20 protein-coding genes are annotated in these 21,753 nt (G+C 68.9%); 11 read left to right on the top strand and 9 right to left on the bottom strand.

The window, feature by feature from the left end:
- Window positions 1–18 precede the first annotated feature (18 nt).
- Window positions 19–2,874: a M16 family metallopeptidase gene (locus ACLBV5_RS07195; RefSeq protein WP_447605257.1), complete on the bottom strand. Its 2,856-nt coding sequence runs from the start codon at window positions 2,872–2,874 to the stop codon at window positions 19–21.
- Between the two features lie 211 nt (window positions 2,875–3,085).
- On the opposite strand from ACLBV5_RS07195, the gene ACLBV5_RS07190 reads away from it, so the two are divergent.
- On the top strand, window positions 3,086–5,356 hold the full coding sequence (locus tag ACLBV5_RS07190) for a TonB-dependent receptor domain-containing protein (protein ID WP_447605256.1): 2,271 nt from the start codon (window positions 3,086–3,088) through the stop codon (window positions 5,354–5,356).
- 174 nt (window positions 5,357–5,530) lie between these two features.
- Window positions 5,531–8,119: an ATP-dependent chaperone ClpB gene (gene clpB, locus ACLBV5_RS07185; RefSeq protein ID WP_447605255.1), complete on the top strand. Its 2,589-nt coding sequence runs from the start codon at window positions 5,531–5,533 to the stop codon at window positions 8,117–8,119.
- A gap of 77 nt (window positions 8,120–8,196) precedes the next feature.
- Here the strand turns inward: clpB and ACLBV5_RS07180 are convergent, their stop codons facing one another.
- Complete coding sequence (locus ACLBV5_RS07180) at window positions 8,197–8,730, bottom strand: hypothetical protein (protein WP_447605254.1); 534 nt, start codon at window positions 8,728–8,730, stop codon at window positions 8,197–8,199.
- A 405-nt stretch (window positions 8,731–9,135) separates the two neighbouring features.
- On the opposite strand from ACLBV5_RS07180, the gene ACLBV5_RS07175 reads away from it, so the two are divergent.
- Window positions 9,136–9,471 carry a GIY-YIG nuclease family protein gene (locus ACLBV5_RS07175; RefSeq protein ID WP_447605253.1) on the top strand — a complete coding sequence of 112 codons (336 nt, stop codon included), beginning with the start codon at window positions 9,136–9,138 and terminating at the stop codon, window positions 9,469–9,471.
- Between the two features lie 3 nt (window positions 9,472–9,474).
- Here the strand turns inward: ACLBV5_RS07175 and ACLBV5_RS07170 are convergent, their stop codons facing one another.
- Together ACLBV5_RS07170 and ACLBV5_RS07165 are read right to left on the bottom strand one after the other, a co-directional pair.
- Window positions 9,475–9,831 (bottom strand): YciI family protein, encoded by a 357-nt coding sequence (locus ACLBV5_RS07170; RefSeq protein ID WP_447605252.1) that lies wholly within the window; start codon window positions 9,829–9,831, stop codon window positions 9,475–9,477.
- A 70-nt stretch (window positions 9,832–9,901) separates the two neighbouring features.
- Window positions 9,902–10,540, bottom strand: a complete 639-nt coding sequence (locus ACLBV5_RS07165; protein WP_447605251.1) for a TlpA family protein disulfide reductase — start codon at window positions 10,538–10,540, stop codon at window positions 9,902–9,904.
- Here ACLBV5_RS07165 and argH point away from each other — a divergent pair.
- Genes argH through lysA form a run of 3 tightly spaced genes read left to right on the top strand, consistent with a single transcriptional unit; the run spans window position 10,539 to window position 13,522 of the window.
- The gene (argH, locus tag ACLBV5_RS07160; protein ID WP_447605250.1) at window positions 10,539–11,957 is read left to right on the top strand and encodes an argininosuccinate lyase; all 1,419 of its coding nucleotides are present in this window, start codon (window positions 10,539–10,541) and stop codon (window positions 11,955–11,957) included. The genes ACLBV5_RS07165 and argH overlap by 2 nt on opposite strands.
- Window positions 11,954–12,205, top strand: coding sequence for an LPS translocon maturation chaperone LptM (lptM, locus tag ACLBV5_RS07155; RefSeq protein WP_235599170.1), 252 nt, complete (start codon window positions 11,954–11,956; stop codon window positions 12,203–12,205). Before argH ends, lptM begins: the two co-directional genes overlap by 4 nt.
- 36 nt (window positions 12,206–12,241) lie before the next feature.
- Window positions 12,242–13,522, top strand: coding sequence for a diaminopimelate decarboxylase (gene lysA, locus ACLBV5_RS07150; protein ID WP_447605249.1), 1,281 nt, complete (start codon window positions 12,242–12,244; stop codon window positions 13,520–13,522).
- Here the strand turns inward: lysA and ACLBV5_RS07145 are convergent.
- Window positions 13,519–14,058 (bottom strand): phosphoribosyltransferase, encoded by a 540-nt coding sequence (locus ACLBV5_RS07145; protein ID WP_447605248.1) that lies wholly within the window; start codon window positions 14,056–14,058, stop codon window positions 13,519–13,521. The two genes, lysA and ACLBV5_RS07145, sit on opposite strands and share 4 nt — an antisense overlap.
- The gene (locus tag ACLBV5_RS07140) at window positions 14,051–14,914 is read right to left on the bottom strand and encodes an MJ0042-type zinc finger domain-containing protein (RefSeq protein WP_447605247.1); all 864 of its coding nucleotides are present in this window, start codon (window positions 14,912–14,914) and stop codon (window positions 14,051–14,053) included. The genes ACLBV5_RS07145 and ACLBV5_RS07140 overlap by 8 nt, the downstream gene beginning before the upstream one ends.
- 69 nt (window positions 14,915–14,983) lie before the next feature.
- Here ACLBV5_RS07140 and ACLBV5_RS07135 point away from each other — a divergent pair, with 69 nt between their 5' ends.
- From ACLBV5_RS07135 to ACLBV5_RS07115, 5 genes are read left to right on the top strand one after another with little or no spacing between them, the layout of a single operon-like run.
- Window positions 14,984–15,724 carry a cell division ATP-binding protein FtsE gene (locus tag ACLBV5_RS07135; RefSeq protein WP_025976647.1) on the top strand — a complete coding sequence of 247 codons (741 nt, stop codon included), beginning with the start codon at window positions 14,984–14,986 and terminating at the stop codon, window positions 15,722–15,724.
- On the top strand, window positions 15,721–16,602 hold the full coding sequence (locus tag ACLBV5_RS07130; protein ID WP_447605246.1) for a cell division protein FtsX: 882 nt from the start codon (window positions 15,721–15,723) through the stop codon (window positions 16,600–16,602). Before ACLBV5_RS07135 ends, ACLBV5_RS07130 begins: the two co-directional genes overlap by 4 nt.
- 10 nt (window positions 16,603–16,612) lie before the next feature.
- Window positions 16,613–17,260, top strand: a complete 648-nt coding sequence (locus ACLBV5_RS07125) for a YdcF family protein (RefSeq protein WP_025976645.1) — start codon at window positions 16,613–16,615, stop codon at window positions 17,258–17,260.
- Window positions 17,257–17,970: a lysophospholipid acyltransferase family protein gene (locus ACLBV5_RS07120; RefSeq protein ID WP_134581774.1), complete on the top strand. Its 714-nt coding sequence runs from the start codon at window positions 17,257–17,259 to the stop codon at window positions 17,968–17,970. The genes ACLBV5_RS07125 and ACLBV5_RS07120 overlap by 4 nt, the downstream gene beginning before the upstream one ends.
- Before the next feature lie 51 nt (window positions 17,971–18,021).
- Window positions 18,022–18,813, top strand: a complete 792-nt coding sequence (locus ACLBV5_RS07115) for a MipA/OmpV family protein (protein ID WP_447605245.1) — start codon at window positions 18,022–18,024, stop codon at window positions 18,811–18,813.
- Between the two features lie 4 nt (window positions 18,814–18,817).
- Here the strand turns inward: ACLBV5_RS07115 and hisC are convergent, their stop codons facing one another.
- Genes hisC through ACLBV5_RS07100 form a run of 3 tightly spaced genes read right to left on the bottom strand, consistent with a single transcriptional unit; the run spans window position 18,818 to window position 21,728 of the window.
- Window positions 18,818–19,933, bottom strand: coding sequence for a histidinol-phosphate transaminase (gene hisC, locus ACLBV5_RS07110; RefSeq protein ID WP_312444624.1), 1,116 nt, complete (start codon window positions 19,931–19,933; stop codon window positions 18,818–18,820).
- A gap of 30 nt (window positions 19,934–19,963) precedes the next feature.
- Window positions 19,964–20,656: a hypothetical protein gene (locus tag ACLBV5_RS07105; RefSeq protein ID WP_447605244.1), complete on the bottom strand. Its 693-nt coding sequence runs from the start codon at window positions 20,654–20,656 to the stop codon at window positions 19,964–19,966.
- Between the two features lie 13 nt (window positions 20,657–20,669).
- Window positions 20,670–21,728 (bottom strand): DUF2125 domain-containing protein, encoded by a 1,059-nt coding sequence (locus tag ACLBV5_RS07100; protein ID WP_447605243.1) that lies wholly within the window; start codon window positions 21,726–21,728, stop codon window positions 20,670–20,672.
- Window positions 21,729–21,753 lie beyond the last annotated feature (25 nt).

Raw genomic sequence — 21,753 nt, 5'->3', positions numbered from 1 at the left:
AGCCCGTGGCAAGTCGGCCTACTTCAGCGTCGCGCTGTCCAGGTTCAGTTCGCTCAGGGGAATGACCTCGACGTTGGGGTATTTCGCTCGCAGGCCGTCGATGAACTTGGACGCGTCGCCGACGATCACCAGGCTGGCCCGGTCCGTCGGCAGGTGTTCAGCGAAGGCGCTTTCGACCTGTTCGGCGGTGACGGCGCGAACCCGCCCGGCGTAGTCGGCCAGGTCGCTCATCGGCAGGTCATAGAGGGCCAGGTTGGCGACCAGGCCGCCCAGGCCGTCCACCGTTTCCAGCGAGCGTCCGAAGCCGCCGACCAGGGTGGCGCGGCGGGGCGCCAGTTCGGCCTCGGTCGCCGCCGTGGTCCCCAGCTTGCCGATCTCTTCAAGGATCAGGTCGGCCACCTCGGTCGCCGTCTCGTTCTTGGTCTGGGTCGAGGCGGAGAAGACGCCGGTCTGCTGTTGGGCGCCGACCGAGGAGCGGGCGCCGTAGCTGAGGCCGCGCTTGATGCGGATCTCCTGGTTCAGGCGCGAGGAGAAGCCGCCGCCCAGCAGGGTGTTGCCGAGGGTCAGCGGGAAGTAGTCGGCGTCGGTGCGGCTGATCCCGCGAATGGCGGCGACCACGGCGGCCTGACCTGCGCCAGGCTGGTCGATGACGACGACGCGCGGCGCCAGCGCCTGACCGGCCTTGTCGATGGCGGACGGGGCGGGACCGGCGTCGCGCCAGTCGCCGAAGGCCTGATCCGCCAGGGCGCGCGCCTCGGCCGGGGTCACGTCGCCCGAGAAGACGAGGGTCGCCTGCGAGGGCTGGAACCGCTCGGCGTGGAAGGCGGCCATGTCCTGGCGCGTCAGGGCGGGGATGCTGTTCACCGTGCCTGAGCCGGGTGCGCCATAGGGCGCCGCGCCGTACATCACGCGGCCGACCGACTGGCCGGCGATGGCCCCCGGCTGGCTGAGCGCCACGCGCAGGCCGTCCAGGGTCTGGGACTGCTGCCGCTCCAGCTCTTCCTGGGCGAAGGCCGGATTGCGCACCAGATCGGCCATCAGGGTCAGGGTCCGGCCGAACACGTCCTTGGGCGCATTGGCGTAGACATTGGTGAAATCGGCGCCCGCGCCCGCGCCGATGTTGGCGCCCAGCTGTTCGATGGCGGTGGCGATTTCCGGCGCCGACTGGGTCGTTGTCCCTTGAGTCAGCAGGCTGGCGGTCATGGAGGCGACGCCCGGCTTGCCTGCCGGATCGTGGGCCGAGCCGGCGTTGAAGTTCAGGCGCGCCGAAACCAGCGGCAGGCCCTTGGTCGGGGCGACCAGGACGCGCAGGCCGTTGTCCAGACGGAAGTCGGCGATGGCGGGCGTGGCGGGCGACACCTCAGGTCCTGGCTGAGGCAGGCGGGCGCGTTCGGCTTCGGGCAGCAGGACGGCGACCGGACCGGCTGGCGCCAGAGACGCTACCGTGACCGGGGCGTCGACGTTCTTCTTCTGCTCGCTGGGCGCGTTGGCGTCGTCGGCGGGCAGGTAGTTGATGGTGATCTGGCGCTGCGGCGTCAGATAGCGGCGGGCCACACGCTGCACGTCAGCGGCGGTGACGGCCTGGATCTCGGCGATCTCGCGGTCGGCGGCGGTCGCATCCCCGGTCATGATCAGCGCCATGCCCAGGGTCGTCGCGCGGTCGTCGATGCTTTCACGGCCGCGCAGGGCGTCGGCGACCAGTTCGTTCTTGGCTTCGGCCAGTTCGGCGGCGGTGACGGGCTCGTCGCGCAGGCGCGCGATCTCGACCTCAAGCGCGGCCTTGCCGGTCTCGACCGTCTGGCCGTCGGCCATGATGGCGTAGGCGGCCAGATTGCCCGCCTGCTGGGCGAAATCAGGGTTGGAGCCCGCCGAGGCGGCGATCTGCTTGTCGTAGACCAGCGAACGGTACAGGCGGCTGCTCTCGCCGGTCGACAGGATGCCGTCCAGCACCGTCAGGGCCGCGCGGTCGGCGTCCTTATAGGCCACGGTGTTCCAGGCCAGGGCCACGGCGGGCAGGGGCACGTTCGGCGCATAGAAGGTGGCGGTGCGCGGGCCGGCGGGCTCGGGCTCCTTCACGTCATTGGCGGGCATGGGCGTCGACGGCCGCTTCAGCGGGGCGAAATACTCGTCGACCCAGCCGTCCAACTGCGCCTGATCGAAATTGCCCGCCACGATCAGCATGGCGTTGTCCGGCCGGTAATAGGTGGCGTGGAAGCGCAGCACGTCGTCCAGCGTCGAGGCGTCCAGCTCCTCGATCGAACCGATGCCTGGACGGCGATAGGGATGGTCCTGATAGATGGTCTCGGGCGCGAACAGGCCGAACAGGCGACCGTAGGGGCTGGCCAGAATCCGTTGGCGGTATTCCTCCTTCACCACGTCGCGCTCGGATTCAAAGGTCTTCTGGTCGACGACCAGAGACCCCATGCGGTCCGCCTCGGCGAACAGGATGCGCTGCAGGTGGTTGGCCGGAACAACCTCGTAATAGGCGGTCACGTCGTCGGCGGTGAAGGCGTTGTTCATGCCGCCGACGTCCTCGGTCAGACGGTCGAACGTCTCGGACGGCATGTTCTTCGTCGCCTTGAACAGCAGGTGCTCGAACAGGTGGGCGAAGCCCGAGCGGCCCGCCGGATCGTCCTTTGATCCCACGCGATACCAGACCTGCACCGTGACGTTCGAGGTCGAGGCGTCGCGCGCTGTATAGACCTCCATTCCGTTGGCCAGCACCCGCTTGTGGAAGCCCAGCGGCGGCACCTGGACGCCGCCCTGGATCGCGGTTGCGCTCGCGGGCGGCGCCTTGGCCCAGGCGGGGGCGGCGGCGGGCAGGCCGAGCAGCAGCGCCGAGGCGCAGGCGGTCAGGATCAGACGATTCTTCATGAGGGCGGCTTTCCAACACCCGCAGTCGAAGAAACGGGCGCTGAAAACCTAACAGGACGAAGCGCCGCCGCGCACCTTACGGAGCTGTAATGAAATCAGGCTTGGCCACAGACCCGCCTCGGGGATGAAAAAGATGTAACTCGGTTATGCGTCGGGACGCTGATATCGGCGAAACAGGACGTTGAGGGACGTCCGTGCGAGGACGCCCATCATGACAAAATATAAGTTCGCGCGCCTTCTGGGGGTGGTTCTGGCCCTGCCCGCAGCCGGGGTTCTGGCGCAGACGCCTTCGCCTGGAACGCAGCCGTCCCAGAACCGTCCCGTTCAGACTCTGCCGCAGAAGGCGGATAAGGACGATCAGCCCGCCGCCGTGGGCGATGTCGTCGTCAGCGCCCGCGCCAATGATGTGCGGACCTCGATCGACTCCATCAGCTATAGTCTGGCCGACGATCTTCAGGCGGCGACCGGGACCCTGGCCGAGGCCCTGCGCAATGTGCCCTCCGTCGATGTCGATCCTCAGGGCAACGTCTCCCTGCGCGGCGACGGCAATGTCACCCTGCTGGTGGATGGCCGCCCGTCGGCCATACTGTCGGGACCGAACCGTGCCGATGCGGTGCTGCAACTGCCGGCCGATCGCTACGCCCGTATCGAGGTGATGACCAATCCGTCCGCCGCCTACAGCCCAGAGGGCTCGGGCGGGGTCATCAATCTGATCACCAAGCCGGTTCCGGCGGCGGTCGCCGCCGCTGCGGCCGCGGGGACGCCGGGCGCGGCGGTCACGACCGGGTCGCTGCGCGCCAATGTGGGCGATCATGGACGCTGGAACGTCGGGGCCAGCGGCTCGCGCCAGCAGGGCAAGCTGACCCTGACCGGCGATCTCAGCTATCGTCACGACGAGCAGAGCCTGTCCTTCGACCGCCTGCGCGAACAGCTTAACCCGTCCGGCGCGGTGGTCAGCACGACGACCACCGCCCAAAATATTGAATCGACCCAGGACGGCGTCTTCGGCCGCGTCGCCGCTGAATACCGGCTGACGGAAAAAACCATGCTGACCGGCGAGGCGCGCGCCAATCGCTTCGACATCGACAGCGATGTGCGCGGCCTGTTCGAGACGCGCGACGCCTCGGGCGCCCTGACGCGCGCCTATAGCCGCGACGGCTCGGGCGGCTTCGCCATGAAGGGCTGGGGCGTCACCGGACGGGTTCTGCATCAGTTCGATACGTCCGGGCACGAATGGTCGAACGAGCTGCGCTATGATCGCAACGATCAGGAGAACGACTCCCTGGCAGCCAACGTCTTCCGCCTCCCGATGCAGCCGACGGTGTATGAGGCCCAGCGCGGCCTGAACGCCCAGGAGACGATCGGCTTCACCAGCGCCTACACCCGGCCGATGGGCGAGGGCGCCAAGCTGCGCGCGGGCTATGAGCTGAACCTCACCCGGCCGGATCAGGAAAATGAGGTTCGGCGGGGACCCGCCGAGAACGCCCTGGCGCTCGTGCCGTCGCAAAGCAACCGGTTCGAGGCCGAGCAGACGGTCCAGGCGCTTTACGCCACCTATGAGCGTCTCTTCGGCGAGAAGCTGTCCGGCCAGTTCGGCTTGCGGCTGGAACAGGCCGACATCGAGGTCGAGGACGTGACCAACGCCGTGCGCGCGTCTCAGGACTATTTCCGCGCCTATCCGACCTTCCACCTGCAGTATCAGCTGACCGAGACCCAGACCCTGCGCGGCAGCTATTCGCGGCGCATCCAGCGGCCGCAGCCGTCGCAGCTGAATCCGTTTGTGGTCTATGGCGATCCGCTGAACCTGCGCTCGGGCAACCCGGACCTGGAGCCGCAGGAGACCGATAGCTTCGAGGCCATGTGGCAGATGCGCCGGGGCCAGAGCTTCTATCAGGCCACCGCCTATTTCCGCGACACGACCAAGGCCTTTACCGAGGTGGCGACCGACGTGGGCGGCGGGGTCCTGCTGACGCGGCCCGAGAACCTGGGCGCCCGCCGCGATCTGGGGATCGAACTGACCGCCAGCGGCCGCCTGCACCCCACCTTGCGCTACAACGCCAGCGTCAACGCCTTCCGTCAGGAGATCGACGCAGCCGGCATCCCCGGCGGCCGCGACCGCGAGGGCGAGATGGTGACCGGCCGCCTCAGCCTGAACTGGCAGGCCACGCCCAAGGATTTCGTCCAACTGATGGGGTTCTGGCAGGGCGATCAGCTGCTGGCGCAAGGCAAGCGCGAGAGCGGCGGCATGCTGAACTTCGGCTACCGCCGCAAGCTGAACGACACCCTATCGCTGCAGTTCACGGCCCGCGACCTGCTAAACTCCTTCGGCGGCGCCACCACCTATGACACGCCCCAGTTCCGCGAGCGCCTCGACCAGGATCTGAACCTGCGCGCCTTCTACCTGGGGCTGAGCTGGTCCTTCGGCGGGCCGCGCCGCCAGCCCGAACAGTTCGACTTCTCGACCGGCCCGACCGGCGGCTGAGGCCTGTCGCCGGACTGCGTCTGACGCCCGTCGCCCCTGTGGCGGCGGGCGTTCTCGCTTGGGCCCTTGCGTGTCTGATCGGCCACACCCACCTCCATTGCGACAGCTCAAGGCGTCGCTTCGGATAAGGGCGCATTGAGTTCAAATCCGCCTCCTGAGGGGAAACCGAACGCCATGAATCTCGACCTCTATTCCGACCGCGCCAAACAGGCCGTCCAGTCCGCCCAGTCGCTGGCCCTGGCCCGCCGCCACCAGCAATTCGCGCCCGAGCACCTGCTCAAGGTGCTGCTTGAGGAACGCGACGGTCTGGCTCGCAAGCTGATCGATCAGGCGGGCGGCGATCCGTCCGCCGTCGAACTCGTCACCGAGGGCCTGCTGAAGAAGCGGGCGCAGGTCGAAGGCGGCTCGGGCCAGCTTTACCTCGACGGCGATCTGGCGCGCGTCTTCAGCGCCGCCGAAGAAGCCGCCAAGAAGGCCGGCGACGCCTTCGTCACTACCGAACGCCTGCTGGCCGCCATCGCCAAGGAAGGCGGGGCCGCCGCCGAGGCGCTGAAATCCGCCGGCGTCACGGCCAAGAAGCTGGACGAGGCCGTGACCGAAATCCGCAAGGGCAAGACCGCCGACAGCGCGGGCGCCGAGGACAGCTTCGACGCCCTGAAACGCTACGCCCGCGACCTGACGGAGGCCGCCCGCGACGGCAAGGTCGACCCCGTCATCGGCCGCGACGAGGAGATCCGCCGCACCATTCAGGTGCTGGCCCGCCGCACCAAGAACAACCCCGTCCTGATCGGCGAGCCCGGCGTCGGCAAGACCGCCATCGTCGAAGGCCTGGCCCTGCGCATCGTCAACGGCGACGTGCCCGAAAGCCTGAAGGACAAGAAGGTTCTGGCGCTCGACATGGGCGCCCTGATCGCCGGGGCGAAATATCGCGGCGAGTTCGAGGAGCGGCTGAAAGCCGTGCTTAACGAGGTGGCGGCGGCCGAGGGCGGCATCGTCCTGTTCATCGACGAGATGCACACCCTGGTCGGGGCCGGCAAGGGCGACGGGGCCATGGACGCCTCCAACCTGCTCAAGCCCGCCCTGGCGCGCGGCGAGCTGCACTGCGTCGGCGCCACCACGCTGGATGAATACCGCAAGCACGTCGAGAAGGACGCGGCCTTGGCCCGTCGCTTCCAGCCGGTGTTCGTCGCCGAACCCACCGTCGAGGACACGGTGTCAATCCTGCGCGGCCTGAAGGAGAAGTACGAGGTCCACCACGGGGTACGCATCTCGGACAGCGCCATCGTCGCCGCCGCCACCTTGTCGAACCGCTACATCACCGACCGCTTCCTGCCGGACAAGGCCATCGACCTGATCGACGAGGCCGCCAGCCGCGTGCGCATGGCCGTCGATTCCAAACCCGAGGCGCTGGACGAGATCGACCGCCGCCTGGTGCAGCTGAAGATCGAGCGCGAGGCCCTGAAGAAGGAGAGCGACAGCGCCTCGAAGCAGCGTCTGGAGAAGCTGGAGGATGAGATCGCCGATCTCGAAGGCCAGTCCGACGACATGACCGCCCGCTGGAAGTCGGAAAAGGCCAAGGTCGGGCAGGGCGCGCAACTGCGCGAGACCCTGGACCGCCTGCGCGCCGAACTGGCCGCCGCCCAGCGCGCCGGCGACCTCGGCCGCGCGTCAGAGATCGCCTACGGCCAGATCCCGCAACTGGAACGCCAACTGGCCGAGGCCGAAGCCGCTGAGAAACCCGCCGAAGGCCCCCTGACCCCCGAGGTCGTGGACGCCGAACAGATCGCCGCCGTCGTCAGCCGCTGGACCGGCGTCCCCGTCGACAAGATGCTGGAAGGCGAGCGCGAGAAGCTGCTGAAGATGGAGGACGAACTGGGCCGCCGCGTCGTCGGCCAGGACGAGGCCTTGGAAGCCGTGTCCGACGCCGTCCGCCGCGCCCGCGCCGGTCTGAACGACCCCAACAAGCCGCTGGGCAGCTTCCTCTTCCTGGGCCCCACGGGCGTGGGCAAGACCGAGCTGACCAAGGCGCTGGCCGGCTATCTGTTCGACGACGACAACGCCATCACCCGCATCGACATGAGCGAATACATGGAGAAGCACTCGGTCAGCCGCCTGATCGGCGCCCCTCCGGGCTATGTCGGCTATGACGAGGGCGGCGCCCTGACCGAGGCGGTGCGTCGTCGCCCCTATCAGGTCATCCTGTTCGACGAGGTCGAAAAGGCCCACCCCGACGTCTTCAACGTGCTTCTTCAAGTGCTGGACGACGGCCGCCTGACCGACGGCCAGGGCCGCACCATCGACTTCAAGAACACCCTGATCATCATGACCTCCAACCTGGGCAGCCAGTATCTGGCCGACCAGCCCGAGGGCGAGGATGTCGAGGCCGTTCGTCCCCTGGTCATGGAGCAGGTCCGCGCCCACTTCCGGCCCGAGTTCCTGAACCGCATCGACGAGATCATCCTGTTCCACCGCCTCGGCCGCGAACAGATGGGCGGCATCGTCCGCATCCAGCTGGCGCGTCTGGAAAAGCTGATGGCCGACCGCCGCCTGACCCTGGCCCTGGACGACAGCGCCCTGACCTGGCTCGCCGACAAGGGCTACGACCCGGTCTACGGCGCCCGGCCGCTGAAGCGCGTCATTCAGAAGGAGCTGGTCGACCCGATGGCCAAGAAGCTGCTGGCCGGAGAGATCGAGGACGGGTCCGTGGTGGCCGTGTCAGCGGGCGCGGATGGGCTGGAGATCGGGAAGGCGCGGGTGCATTGAGCGTCCTCCGTCATCCCGGAACTCAAGACCCGGGATGACGGAGCGACAAGATACTTCGTAGTGTTCCCGGAAGGGGATTATGCCGCGTATCGACGGTACTCCGACTCCAATTCTCCGATGCGCTTTCGAATTTTTGGGTATAGATCGTCAAGTTCCGCTGCGGTCGCGGTGAATACTTTCCCACTTCGAACATCGATCATATCGAAGTGATCGTTGTCGTTCGCTTCGACGCCTTGGCGCATTAATGCGCAACCGAGTCTGGCTTCTTCTGCGGCCAAACGGGGGGATTTATTGTTCCAGATAAGCCCCCAATGGCGGAAATCGCCAATCTCGAAGGTGAAATGCGCACGTGTGCTAATCGCCAGCACGCCGCCTGGACCGATGTACCTGTTTGGCGCAGGCGGACGAATTCGCTCCCGTGGCTCACCACCTATGTAAGCTTGGAAGTATTTCAAACCTCGAGTGAACTCTTCCCGGGTCGCCAATGCCGAGAGCGCTTGAATATAGCGCTCGCAGTCCGCTAGAGTTCGGTAGCCATTGGCTAGACTTGTCAGGAGGCTGAATAGGGTGAGGTGTGGGTGCTTGGCACCGCCCCTGCTCAGGCTTTTCATGGCCTGACGGAGGTCTGGGCCGTCGAGGCCACTCCACCGGACTATCGTACTGGCCCCTACATGGGTGGGCTCGACTACAGAACGCTCACTGGTCATTCGGAAGCTCCGATGCGCAGGTTCGATGTTTGTTCACGGTATCGCTAGCACTCCGAGTCGTAAAGCGCCAAAGCGTCATTATCGGACGTATATCTCACCCCCTTTCGTCATCCTCCGGCAAGCCGCGTCAGCGGCGCAGACCGGGGGACCCAGCGGCGCGCGGGAGCGCGACACTGTCGAGGGCACCGCGCTAGCCGTAAAGATCGCCTTCGGCGCCGCTGGGTCCCCCGGTCTCCGCTTCGCTTCGCCGGAGGATGACGAAAGAAGGGTGTAGATGACGAAAGAGGGGGAGCGGGTTAGCGTGGCTGTATGGAGACGCACCGCACCTTCATCGCGACCTACATCATGGCCAGCGGGCGCAACGGGACGCTCTACACCGGCTCGACCTCCAATCTGGAAAGCCGCGTGTGGAAGCACAAGACGCGCGCCTTTCCCGGCTTCACCGACGCCTACGACTGCACCCGTCTGGTCTGGTTCGAGCAGCACGCCCTGATGCTGGATGCGATCCGACGCGAGCGGCGCATCAAGAAATGGCTGCGCGACTGGAAGCTGGCCCTGATCGAGCGGGACAACCCGGACTGGCGCGACCTCGCGGCCGACTGGTTTTCTGACCCGAACTGGACCCCGCCGCCGGACGCCGACTGAGCCTCACCCCAGCACCGGCATCACCTCCACCCCGTCGCAGACGAAGATGCTCATGTGCGGGTGGTTCTCGAACAGGCGGGCCGCCGCCTCGTGGCTGTCGGCGCGCACGACCATGAAGACGGTCAGCAGGTTGACCATGTCGGTCACGGCGCCGTCGTCGTCGAGGCGTTTGGTCGGGCCCAGCGGGCCGCCCTGAAAGACGATGGAGTCGCGGTGCGCCTCTTCCCAGGCGGCGACGGCGGCCACGCCGCGGCGGGCCGTCTCGGCCTGCTCGGCCTCGCTCATGGCGCGCCAGGCCCGCCATTTGGGGCCGGTCTTGTCGCTGGTGAAGACGGCCAGGTAATGGGTCTCGACGCTCATCGCAGCCTCCTGTGCGGCGCGAGCATCAACCCTTCGGGCCGTCTTCGACAAGCGGCGCCGAAGACGGGCTTCAGCCCTCGGCCAGCAGGTGGTCGATCAGGGCGCGCGCCTCGGGGCCGGCCCAGTCGGCCTCGCCGGTCAGGACGGCGCGGACGCGGCCCTGGCGGTCCATGACGATGGTCTGGGGCATGGCGCCCTTGCCGGGGAACTCGAACGCCAGTTGGAATTTCGGGTCGATGTAGAAGTCCAGCGGCGCGTTCTCGGCGATGAAGGTCCGCGCCTCGTCGGCCGTCTTGTCCAGGTCCATGCTGACGGCGACCACGGCGAAGTCGTCGCGCGCCTTATAGCGGTCGGCCAGGGCCGCCAGCGTCGGCATCTCGATCTTGCACGGGGCGCACCAGGTGGCCCACAGGTTCACCACCGTCACCTTGCCGGCGAAGTCGGCCAGGCGGACGTCGGCGCCGTCGGCGGCCTTGAACACATAGTCGGGCGGGGTCGGGGAGGCGGGCGCCTGCAGGGCCGCCAGCGACCCCTTGGCGAAGGCGGCCAATTGCGGCTCAAGGGTGTGGACCGGTGCCTGGGCCGCAGGCGGCGCGGACTCTTTGCCTCCGCCCTTCTGATTGACGTATAGCAGCGCCGCGCCCACGCCGATCACGCCGATCACCGCGAACGTCGCCACGCCCGCCCAAGTCCGTCCAGAGCCGCTCATGTCCGATACGCCTTCCAAACCACAGCCAGATACCCCCGCTCAGGGCCAGTCTCTATGGGGCGGACGCTTCAGCGCCAAGCCTGCGGACATCATGCAGGCCATCAACGTCTCCATCGGCGTCGACAAACGCCTGTGGGCGCAGGACCTGGCCGGTTCGCGGGCCCATTGTCGCATGCTGGAGAAACAGGGGATCATCGCGGCTGCGGACGCCCAGGCCATCCTGGGCGGGCTGGACGTGATCGAGGGCGAGATCCGGGACGGGAGCTTCCCCTTCCGCGACGCCTATGAAGACATTCACATGAACGTCGAGGCCCGCCTGTCTGAGCTGATCGGCGAGCCGTCGGGGCGTCTGCACACCGCGCGCAGCCGCAATGATCAGGTGGCGACGGACTTCCGCCTGTGGGTGCGCGACGCCTGCGACCGCACCGTGGCGCAGCTTCAGGATCTGCAGCGGACCCTGCTGGACCGGGCGGAACAGCACGCGGGCGACCTGATGCCCGGCTTCACCCATCTGCAGACGGCCCAGCCGGTGACGTTCGGCCATCACCTGATGGCCTATGTCGAGATGTTCGGCCGCGACGCCGGGCGCTTCGCCGACGCGCGCGCCCGCATGAACGAGAACCCGCTGGGCGCCGCCGCCCTGGCCGGTTCGCCCTTCCCGATCGACCGCCACATGACGGCGCAGGCGCTGGGCTTTGATCGTCCGATGGCCAACAGCCTGGACGCCGTGTCGGATCGCGACTTCGCGCTGGAGAGCCTGGCCGCCGCCTCCATCGCGGCGGGCCACCTGTCGCGTCTGGCCGAAGAGATCGTGGTCTGGATGACGCCGATGTTCGGCTTTGCGACCCTGCCTGACGACCTGACCACCGGCTCGTCCATCATGCCGCAGAAGCGCAACCCGGACGCCGCCGAATTGGTGCGGGCCAAGACGGGCCGCATCAACGGCGCCCTGATCGCCCTGACCACGGTGATGAAGGGCCTGCCGCTGGCCTATTCCAAGGACATGCAGGAGGACAAGCCGCCGGTGTTCGAGGCCTTCGATGCGCTGGATCTGGCGCTGACGGCCATGACCGCCATGATCGCGGTGATCCGCCCCAACATCGAGAAGATGGCCGCCGCCGCCGGCGCGGGCTTCTCGACCGCCACCGACCTGGCCGACTGGCTGGTGCGCGAGCTGAACCTGCCCTTCCGCCAGGCGCACCATGTCACCGGCGCCGCCGTGAAGCGGGCTGAGGCGCTGGGCCTGGGGCTGGGCGAATTGCCGCTGAGCGAATTGCAGGCGCTGGATGGCCGGATCACCGAAGGGGTGTATGAAGTGCTGACGCCCGAAGCCTCCTGCGCCAGCCGCCAGAGCTTCGGCGGCACGGCGCCGGAACAGGTCCGCGCGCGCATCGCCGACTGGAGAAGCCGCCTGTGACGAAGACGTCTGTGAAGAAGACCCTGATCCTCGCGGGCGCCGCCGCCCTTCTGCTGGCCGGCTGCGGGCGAATGGCCGACCTCGAGCCGCCGCAGGGCGCCATGCCGAAGAAGCAGACCGAGCGCGCCATCCGCGACCGCTCGGCCCCGGGCTTGCCGGAAGAGGCGATGCAGAACCTGCCGCCGCGCCAGATGCCCATCGACAACGGCACGAGCAACCCGTTCGGCAAGCCGCCGCCGATGAACTGAGCCTTAGCGCTCCTCCTCTGACAGGACTCCCCGCCGGTGCACCATTTTGATCTGAAGGACGGCGTCCTGCATGCCGAGGGCGTCTCTCTGGAGGCGCTGGCGGACAGCGTCGGCACGCCGACCTACGTCTATTCCTCGGCCACCCTGCGCCGTCATTACGGCCTGCTGCGCGAGGCGTGCGACGCGCACAGGGGCGCGCTGGGCGACGCCCTGATCGCCTTCGCGGTCAAGGCCAACTCCAACCTGTCAGTGCTGGCGACCTTGGCGAAACTCGGCTGCGGCGCCGACACCGTGTCCGAGGGCGAGATCCGCCGGGCGCTGACCGCCGGGATTCCGGGCGAGCGGATCATCTTCTCGGGCGTGGGCAAGACCGACGCCGAACTGGTTTTCGCCATCGAACAGGGCGTGCGTCAGATCAACGTGGAGTCCTCGGCCGAGCTGGACCGGCTGATCGCCGTCGCTGCGACTCAGAACGCGGCCCCCGCCATCGCCATCCGCGTGAACCCCAAGATCGGCGCCGGCGGCCACGCCAAGATCACCACCGGCGGCGCAGGCGACAAGTTCGGCGTGCCGGTCGAGGAGGCGATGGCGCTGTACGCCCGCGCCTCGACCTCGCCCCACGTCACGCCCGTGGGTCTGGCCTGCCATATCGGCAGCCAGATCACCGACCTGGCTCCGCTGGAAGCCGCCTTCCGCGTGCTGCGGGACATGACCGAGGCCCTGCGCGCCCAGGGGCGCAGCGTCACCCGCCTCGACCTCGGCGGGGGGCTGGGCGTGCCCTATTACGGTGATGCGGCGACGCCGTCCCCGGCCGACTACGTCGCCATGGCCGCGCGCGTGCTGGAGGGGCTGAACGTCGAGGCCGCCTTCGAGCCCGGCCGCCTGATGGCCGCCAATGCGGGCGTCCTGCTGAGCCGCGTCATTCAGGTCAATGAGCGCACGGACGGCCGCCGCTTTCTGGTGCTGGACGCGGCGATGAACGATCTGATGCGCCCGGCCCTTTACGACGCCTTCCACGATCTGAAGCCCGTCCGCCCGGTCGAAGGCGATTACCTGCCTCACGACGTGGTCGGGCCGGTGTGCGAGACCGGCGACACCTTCGCGCGCGACCGCGACCTGCCGCCGCTGAAGGCGGGCGATCTGGTCGTCTTCATGAGCGCCGGAGCCTATGGCGCGGTGATGAGCGGCGAATACAACACCCGTCCGCTGGCCGCCGAAGTGCTGGTCGACGGCGAGCGCAGCGCGGTCATCCGCCCGCGCCCGACCTATGACGCGATGTTCGCTCGCGAACCGATGGCGGACTGGCTCAAGGACTAATCCAGCGCGCAGATGTTGGGCAGGCCGCGCATCCCGCCGGCGTGGTCCAGGCCATAACCGACCAGGAAGCGGTTCGGCGCCTCCCAGCCGACGAAGTCGGGCTCGGGCGCGCGGGGCTTGGGCCAGGGCTTGCGGGCGAAGACGCAGGTCAGCACCTCGGCGGCGCCCGCCTCCTTGGTGATGCGGACCGCCTCGGCCAGCGACAGGCCGGTGTCGAACACATCGTCCAAGATCAGCACCTTCTTGCCGGTCAGCGGGCGCTGATATGGGGCGCGAACCTCGATCCGGCCCCGGCTGGTCTGCTCGTCGCCGTAGGAAGCCAGCCACAGGGCGTCGAAGCGGACGTTGCGGCCTTCGCGCGACAGGGCGCGGGTCAGGTCGGCGGCGAACCACAGCCCGCCGGTCAGCAGGACGACGGCCACCGTATCATCGTCGACATGAGGGGCGATGCGTCGCGCCAGATCAGCCACGACGGCCTCGATCTCGGCCTGGGACAGGAGGACAGCGGGAGCGGGCGTCGATGGGGTGTCAGCCATGCCTCGCCGATACCCCTTCTGCGACGTCGGTGTCGAGAGGCGAGGGCGCCGGGCCAACGTCGAGGGCGCCCAGACGACGCAGGCCTCCGTCTTCGCGCGCGGCGGGTTCAGGGCGGGCGGTCTTGTCGGCGGCGCGCGGGGGCGCCTTGCGCACGGGCTCAAGAACGAACCTCGTCGTTATGCCGACGGCCTTGCCTTGAGGATCGCCGATGACCGTGGCGAAGCCCTGCGCCTGGCCGGGCAGGGTAGGGGGCCAGTCCGGGCGCACCACGCGACTGGCGATCTCGACGCCACGCTCATCCTGAAGGATCACGCGGATGGGGGGCGACGACACCTCGGTGTCGCGGATGTTGCGCACGGCGCCGGAGACGATGATCCGGCCGGGATCATGCGGCGCCACCCGCGCCCGCTGGGCTTCGAACTCCAGCCCGACGATGTTCACCTCAAGCCCCAGCGCGCCATAGGCGCCCGCTGTCGCCGGGAATTTGCGGACGATCTCCTCACGGAACAGGACGCCGCCGCCGAGCAGCCCCAGCACCACCGCCGCCGCCGCCGCCCAGGCTGCGCCCGCCGCCGCCGCCTGCCGTGTGCGGCGCTTGCGCTCGGCCCTGGCGCGGAAGGCGCGCGGCAGTTCGGGCGCGGGCGTCTCGGCCAGACTGTCAGGCAGGGTTTCGGGCGAAGCGTCTTCGCCGGCGCTCAGGCCTTTCGTCGCCGGTTCCAGCTCCAGCGGCGCATCTTCCAGGCTGGCGCGCCAGTCGTGGCCGCAGGCCTTGCAGCGCACGCGGCGGCCGTTCGGCCCGATCGCTTCATCGGCAACAAAATAGCTGGTGGCGCAGGCGGGACAGGTCAGTATCATGTCAGCTGACTGTGAGGCTTATCGCCCCCTCCTGTCGCGGCGCAACGCCCCGGTCCAATACGAAACCCTATGCCCGATCCGATCCGCCGCGCCGCCGACCCTGATTCCGCGCCTGACGCCGTCCGCCTCAGAGGCGTGGGCTTCGGCTATGGAGGCCGACCCGCCGTGCTGCGGGACGTTAACCTTAGTCTGCCAAACGGCTCTTTCCACTTCCTTACCGGACCTTCGGGGGCGGGCAAGTCCTCGCTGCTGCGGCTGCTGACTTTGGCGGCGCGGCCCCAGGCGGGACGAATCAGCCTGTTCGGCCAGGACGTGACCCACCTGCCCCGGCGCGAGGTCCCGGCGCTGCGACGCCGCATGGGGGTGATCTTTCAGGATTTCCGCCTGCTGGACCATCTGTCGGCCTTCGACAATGCGGCCCTGCCGCTGCGCCTGGCGGGCGAGCGCCCGGCCGAGTACGCCGCCGACGTGCAGGAAATGCTGCGCTGGGTCGGACTGGGCGGTCGGCTGGACGCCCTGCCGCCCACCCTGTCCGGCGGCGAGAAGCAGCGTCTGGCGATCGCCCGCGCCGTGGTGGCGCGGCCGCGCCTGATCCTGGCCGACGAACCGACGGGCAGCGTCGACCGGCCTATGGGCGAGAAGCTGATGCGGCTGTTCCAGTCGCTGAACAAACTGGGCGCCACTGTGCTGATCGCCAGTCACGACGAGGCCCTGGCCGAGCGCAGCGGCGCGGCCGTCCTGCGGCTGGAAGGCGGGCGGCTGACGCAGATCGCGCCGGCTTCATCCGTTGGGCCGGAGGCGCAGCCATGATCGGCCGTTTGCGCAGCTCCCAACCAGAATTGCTGCCGCGCGAGGCCGGTGGCGAACGCTGGCTGGTGGTGGTCATCGCCGTGCTGTGCTTCCTGGCCTCGATCGCCGCTGTCGGGGCGCTGGCCGCCGACCGGGCGGCGCACGGCTGGGCGGGTCACCTGCGCGCCGAGGCGACGGTGCAGGTGCGCCCGCGCGTCGATGAGACCGGCCCCGCCGCCGCAGCCCGCGCCGCCGAGACCCTGGCCGGGGTGACGGGCGTCGCCGAGGCGCAGGCGATGGACCGCAAGGCGGCCGAGGCTTTGTTGCGGCCCTGGGTGGGGGAGGCGGTGCTGCCCGACCTGCCTCTGCCCTATCTGGTCGTCGTCCGGCTGGACCCCAAGACGCCCGCTAGCGCGCCGAGCCTGAGCCGCGCCCTGGCCGAGGCCGGGCTGGACGCCAGCGTCGACGATCACAGCCTGTGGCGCGGCGAGGTCGAGCGGTCGGCAGGCGTGATCACGGCCCTGGCGGGGGCGGCCTTCCTGCTGATCGCGGCGGCGACGGCGGCGGCGATCGCCTACGCGACCCGCGCGGGCATGGCGGCCCAGGCGGCGGTGATCGAGACGCTGAGCCTGAACGGCGCGTCGGACGGAGCCATCGCCACACTGTTCCAGCGGCGTTTCGGGATTCTTGCGGCGACCGCGGGCGCCGCGGGGGCCGGCCTGGCGGCGCTGATGCTGGCGGCGCTGCGGTTGATCGGGGGCGAAGGCGGACTCACCCCGGCCCTGCCGCTGGCCTTTGGCGACCTGCTGGTGCTGATCGCCTGCCCCTTGCTGGCGGGGGCGGTCGCGGTGCTGGCTGCGCGCCTGACGGCGCTGGCGAAGCTGGGCGGGCGTCGCTAGTTAGTTAAGCATGAAGTTCCTGACGCTGATCGCCGTGGTGGCGCTGATGTGGCTGACGGGCCTGTTCGTCTTCGCCGAGCGGGTTCGCGGTCTGACGCCTGCGCCGGAGCCGGCGCGGGCGGACGCCATTGTCTCCCTGACCGGCCCCTCGGCCGAGCGCGTCAACGCCGCCATCCGCCTGTTGGAGCAGGGCAAGGGCGACCGGCTGCTGATCTCGGGCGTCAACCGCGAGGTGCGGCGCCAGGAGCTGCGCGCCCTGACGCCGGGGTCCAAGAAGCTGTTCAACTGCTGCGTCGACCTGGGCTTTGAGGCTGAGAACACCGTCGGCAACGCCCAGGAGATCGCCTCTTGGGCCCGGGCCAAGGGTTATGACGACCTGATCGTCGTCACCTCGGACTATCACATGCCGCGCAGCCTGATGGAGATTCGCGGCGCGGCGCCCGGCGTGCGGCTGACCCCCCACGCCATCTCGACGCCGTCGCTGGACACCCCGTCGTGGTGGCGCGCGACCGAGACCGCCCGGCGCATGACGCTGGAATATATGAAATACCTGGCCGTCCTGGGCCGCGAGGGGATGCATCGCCTGACCGGGCGTCACCCGGAACGCCCCGGTCCCGCCGCACCCGACGCCTCAGACCCCCGCAAGGCCGCCGCATGACGACCGTTCGATCCCTGCTTTTCACCCTGTGGCTGTATCTGTCGATGCCGCTGTTCGCGGTCTTGCTGTCGCCGGCCCTGCTGATGCCGCATGGGGCGGCGATGGGGGTGATCAAGATGTGGGCGAGGTTCGTCCTGTTCGGCCTGCGCTGGATCGCCGGGGTCAAGGTCGAGGTGCGGGGCCTAGAGCATCGTCCCAACGGCCCGGCCCTGATCGCGGCCAAGCACCAGGGGATGCTGGACGTCATCGCCCCCTTCGCCTTCCTCGACGACGCCTGTTTCGTCATGAAGAAGGAGCTGATGCCGCTGCCCTTCTTCGGCTGGTTCGCCTGGAAGACGAAGATGATCGCCGTGGACCGCGCCGCCCACGCCAAGGCGCTGAAGGCCATGGTGCGCCAGACCCGCGCTCGCCTGGCCGAGGGCCGTCAGATCCTGATCTTCCCCGAAGGCACGCGCACGACGCCGGGCGAACCGGCCGACTACAAGCCCGGGGTCGCCGCCATCTATCGCGACGTGGACGCGCCCTGCTGGCCCGTCGCCACCAACTCGGGCGTTCACTGGCCGGCGCACGGCTTCAAACGCTATCCGGGCACGGTGGTGTTCGAGTTCCTGCCGCCGATCCCGGCGGGTCTGAAGCGGGTCGAGTTCATGAAGCAGCTGGAAAGCCGGATCGAAGACGCCTCGATCGCCTTGTTGCCGCCCAGAACCTAGGCTTTGGAGGGCGGGTCCCTATATCATCAGCTGTTGACCTAGGCCCCGCTCATGATTTCACGCTCCGCCTTTCGCCTCGCCCTGCTGACCGCCATCCTGGGGGGCTTGCCGGCTGTCGCCTCTGCGCAGTCACAGCCGTTCCAGCCGCTGGAAGCGCCGCAGACGTGGAAGGTCGACATCGGCGGCGGCTTTGTCCGGGGCTTCAGCGTCTCGGGCGACAAGTCCGAGGATTTCAACTTCACCGCCTGGGGCTCGGCCTCCTATCGCGACATCGTCTACGCCAACGGTCTGGACGGCCTGGGCTGGAACGCGGTCAAGCGCGACGGCTTCCATGCGGGCGTTCAGTTGCGTCCGCGCTTTGCGTCGGGCGACATCGAGGGCCTGGACCGGCCCGGCTACGGCGCCGATGCGGCCCTTTACGCCTTCAAACGTCTGCCGGGCAATGTCGTGGTCGGAGGCCGCATCCAGCATGACGCCACCGGCGACGACGCCGGTCTTGAGTACTACGGCTCGGTCAGCCACCAGCGCGTGACGCCCGTCGGCCTGTTGCAGACGATGGCCTATATGCGCGGCGGCGGCGACGCGCGCGTCCAGCGCTATTACGGCGTCACCGCTCAGGAAGCCGCCAATACCGACTACGCCGCCTTCACGCCGTCGGGCGGCCTGTCGGCCGCAGGCGCCGCAGCCATGCTGGCCGTGCCGATCGGCGACCGCTACGGCGTCGGCGCCTTCGTCAACTACGAACAGCGTCTGGGCGACATCAAGGACAGCCCGTTGATCGAGGACGACTACGTCTGGCGCGCCGGGGTCATCGGCGTGGTGCGCTTCAACAGCGGCGGCTGAGGCCTTAGCCCGCCGCGAACTCGCTGAGGGCGTCCAGGAAGGCGCGGTTCTGATCCTCGGTCCCGATCGTCACTCGCAGGCAATCGGGCAGGCCATAGCTGCCTACGCCGCGCACGATGATCCCCTTGGCCTGCAGATAGTCCTGCGCCGCCGAAGCCGGGCGTTTCGCATCGGGGAAGCGGATCAGGATGAAGTTGCCCGAGGCCGGAAAGACCTCGAAACCGAAGCCCTTGATCGCCTGGGTCAGGCGCGGCCGCCACTCGGCCACCAGATCGCGCGAGGCCCTCTGGTGCGCTTCGTCGCCCTGGGCGGCGATGGCCGCCTCGATGCCGGGCAGGGAGACGTTGAACGGCAGACGGATGCGGTCGATGGCCTGCTCCACCGCCAGCGGCGCATAGCCATAGCCCACCCGCAGACCGCCCAGCCCGTGCAGCTTGGAGAAGGTGCGGGTGACGACGATGTTGGGCGCCGTGCGCGCCAGATCGAAGGCGCTCTCCCAGTCCGGCTCGGTCACGAACTCGGCGTAGGCTTCGTCGATCACCAGGATGACGTGCGGCGGCAGGCCCGCGTGCAGGCGGCGGATTTCCTCGCCCGTGGCGTAGCTGCCGGTCGGATTGGCCGGGTTCGACAGATAGACCAGCTTGGTCCGCTCATCGACCAGAGCCAGCATGGCGTCGACGTCCGCGCGCAGCTCCGGCTCGGCCGCCAGTTTGACCTGGGCCTGACAGGCGCGGGCCGAAATCTGGTAGGCGACGAAGGCGTACTGGCTGGTGACGATGTTGTCCCCGGCCTCCAGATAGGTCTGGTTCAGCAGGGCGAAGACTTCGTCCGATCCATTGCCGAAGATCAGCCGCTCCGGCTCCAGCCCGTGCGCCTCGGCCACCACGGCGCGCAGACGGTCGGCCCGGCCGTCGGGATAGAGGTGGATCGAAGAGGCGGCGGCGGCGAAGGCCTCGCGCGCCTTCTCGCCCGCGCCCAGCGCGTTTTCGTTGGAGGACAGCTTGATCGGTTTGGCCACGCCCGCGATGGCGCTCTTGCCGCCGACGTAGGGGGCGATGTCCAGCAGGCCGCGCTTGGGTTGTGGCGCGCCGTCGGACGGCGCCTGGTTCGCTTCGGTCATGCGCGCTTCATCCCCTGCCGGCAGCCATGTTCAAAAGACGGGAGCGGCGCCGATGACGCCGGTCAGGCCGCCGGGCGCGCCGTCCAGCCTGATGTCTTCGGCCTGCACATAGCCTGTCAGGACGAACAGCTTCAACCCGCCTCCGCCCGATAGAAATTCGGCCGCCAGACCGGCCTGAGACAGGGCCTCGACGATGCGAGCGTCCGGCCAGGCGCTGTCGGTGACCCAGAAGGTGCGGTCGTCGCCCGTCGGCCCCGGAGCCTCGGTTCCGACCATCAGGGCGCGCGGAGCTCCAGCCGCGTCATCGGGCAGGGCGGCGATGACCTTCAGCATGGGCAAAGCCAGCAGCCGCCCCCACCACGGCCGCGCCGACAGATCGATCAGGGCGCGCGCCTTCTTCGCCGCCCCGTCGCGCACGGCGAGCAGCGCCTGATCCGCCTCGGACATCGGCCGCGCCGCCAGGCCCCAGCGATCGGCCGCCAGCACCTGCGACAGCGCCCCACAGGCGATCAGGGGGCGTCCGTCCGCCGCCTCCAGCCGCCCCAACACCGCGCGCACCGCCGCCTTTTCGGACAAGCTCATCCCCGACAGAATTGCGCGCAGGGCGATGGCGTCGCCGTCAACTGAGCCGCGCGGCCCCGCCGCCAGCCGGGCGCGAGCGGCCTCGGCCACGGCGCGTTCCAGCGCCAGGCGTTCCTCGTCGGCGGGCGGCTCGATCAGCATGACAGGGGCAGCCTCAGAACAGCTGCGGCGCAGGCGCCAGGGCGAACGGCCCCAGATAGGTGCGGCCGCCGCGAAACTGGATGGCCAGCTCCACGCCCTGACCGTCGTCGCCGGTTCCGCCCTGAGGCGTGGCCGCGGCGGCCTTTGCGGCGGCGGCGCGATCCAGCGCCCCGCCCTGCTGGGCGCCCGCCAGGCCGACGATGGCCGCCAGCGGCTTCTCGGCGCGCACGAAGACCTCGCCTTCCAGCTGGCCCTTGGCGTCGGCCGACAGGGCGTCGCTGGAGACGAAGGCCTTGCTCTCGCCCGCCTGAAGCTGGCCCTTCACGTCAATGAAGCGCCCGCCCGCCGCCGTCCAGGCGGTCAGCAATCCCTTGGCGTCCGCGCCTTTGCGCAGGGCCGAGGCCTTCTCGATCACCGCCTCGATCTGGGCGTTCAGCATTCCCGACTGGGTGAAGCCCTCGACCGGACCGTTGGCGCGGCCCTCGCCGTCGACCAGACGGAACAGCACATCCACGTCGTCGGTCGGCATGTCCGAACCGACCAGATGCGGCCGCATGTAGAACTGCACCAGACGCGCCTGTTTCAGCGGGAAGGGCTCGGCGTCCGGCAGGGCGGTGAAGACCGGCTTCTCCAGCTCCAGCGCCAGATTGGGCCAGCGCTGGGTCAGGCCGTGCACGCTCATGCGGATGCCCTCGGCGCGGATCGCCGTCTTGCCCTTCTGCGCGCGCGTGACCGTCAGGCCGTCCGGCGCCGCCAGCACCCAGCGCGTGGGGTTATAGGCGTTGGCCTGGGCGATCATCTCGGGCGCAGCGATCGCATGACCGGACGGGGCGACGACGTCCAGGTGTTTGATCGTCACCCGCGCGTGCATCGGCCATCCCGTGGTGGAGATTCCGGCGTGTTCGATGGTCCAGCCGCTCTGCTGCAGCCCGGCGATCTTGCCCTCCATCTGCCGCTCGATCTGCTGCGTCAGGAAGAACCACCAGCCGGTCCACAGAACGAGGAGGACGGCGACGATGGCGAAGGGAATGATCAGTCCCTTGCGGCTGTGATGCGGGGCGGCGTCGGTCATGCAATCTCCGGATTTGCGCCCCTAT

Source organism: Brevundimonas sp. M1A4_2e, assembly GCF_053345555.1.
Note: the sequence above shows the minus strand (reverse complement) of the source record. Positions and strands in the feature narration are given on the sequence as shown.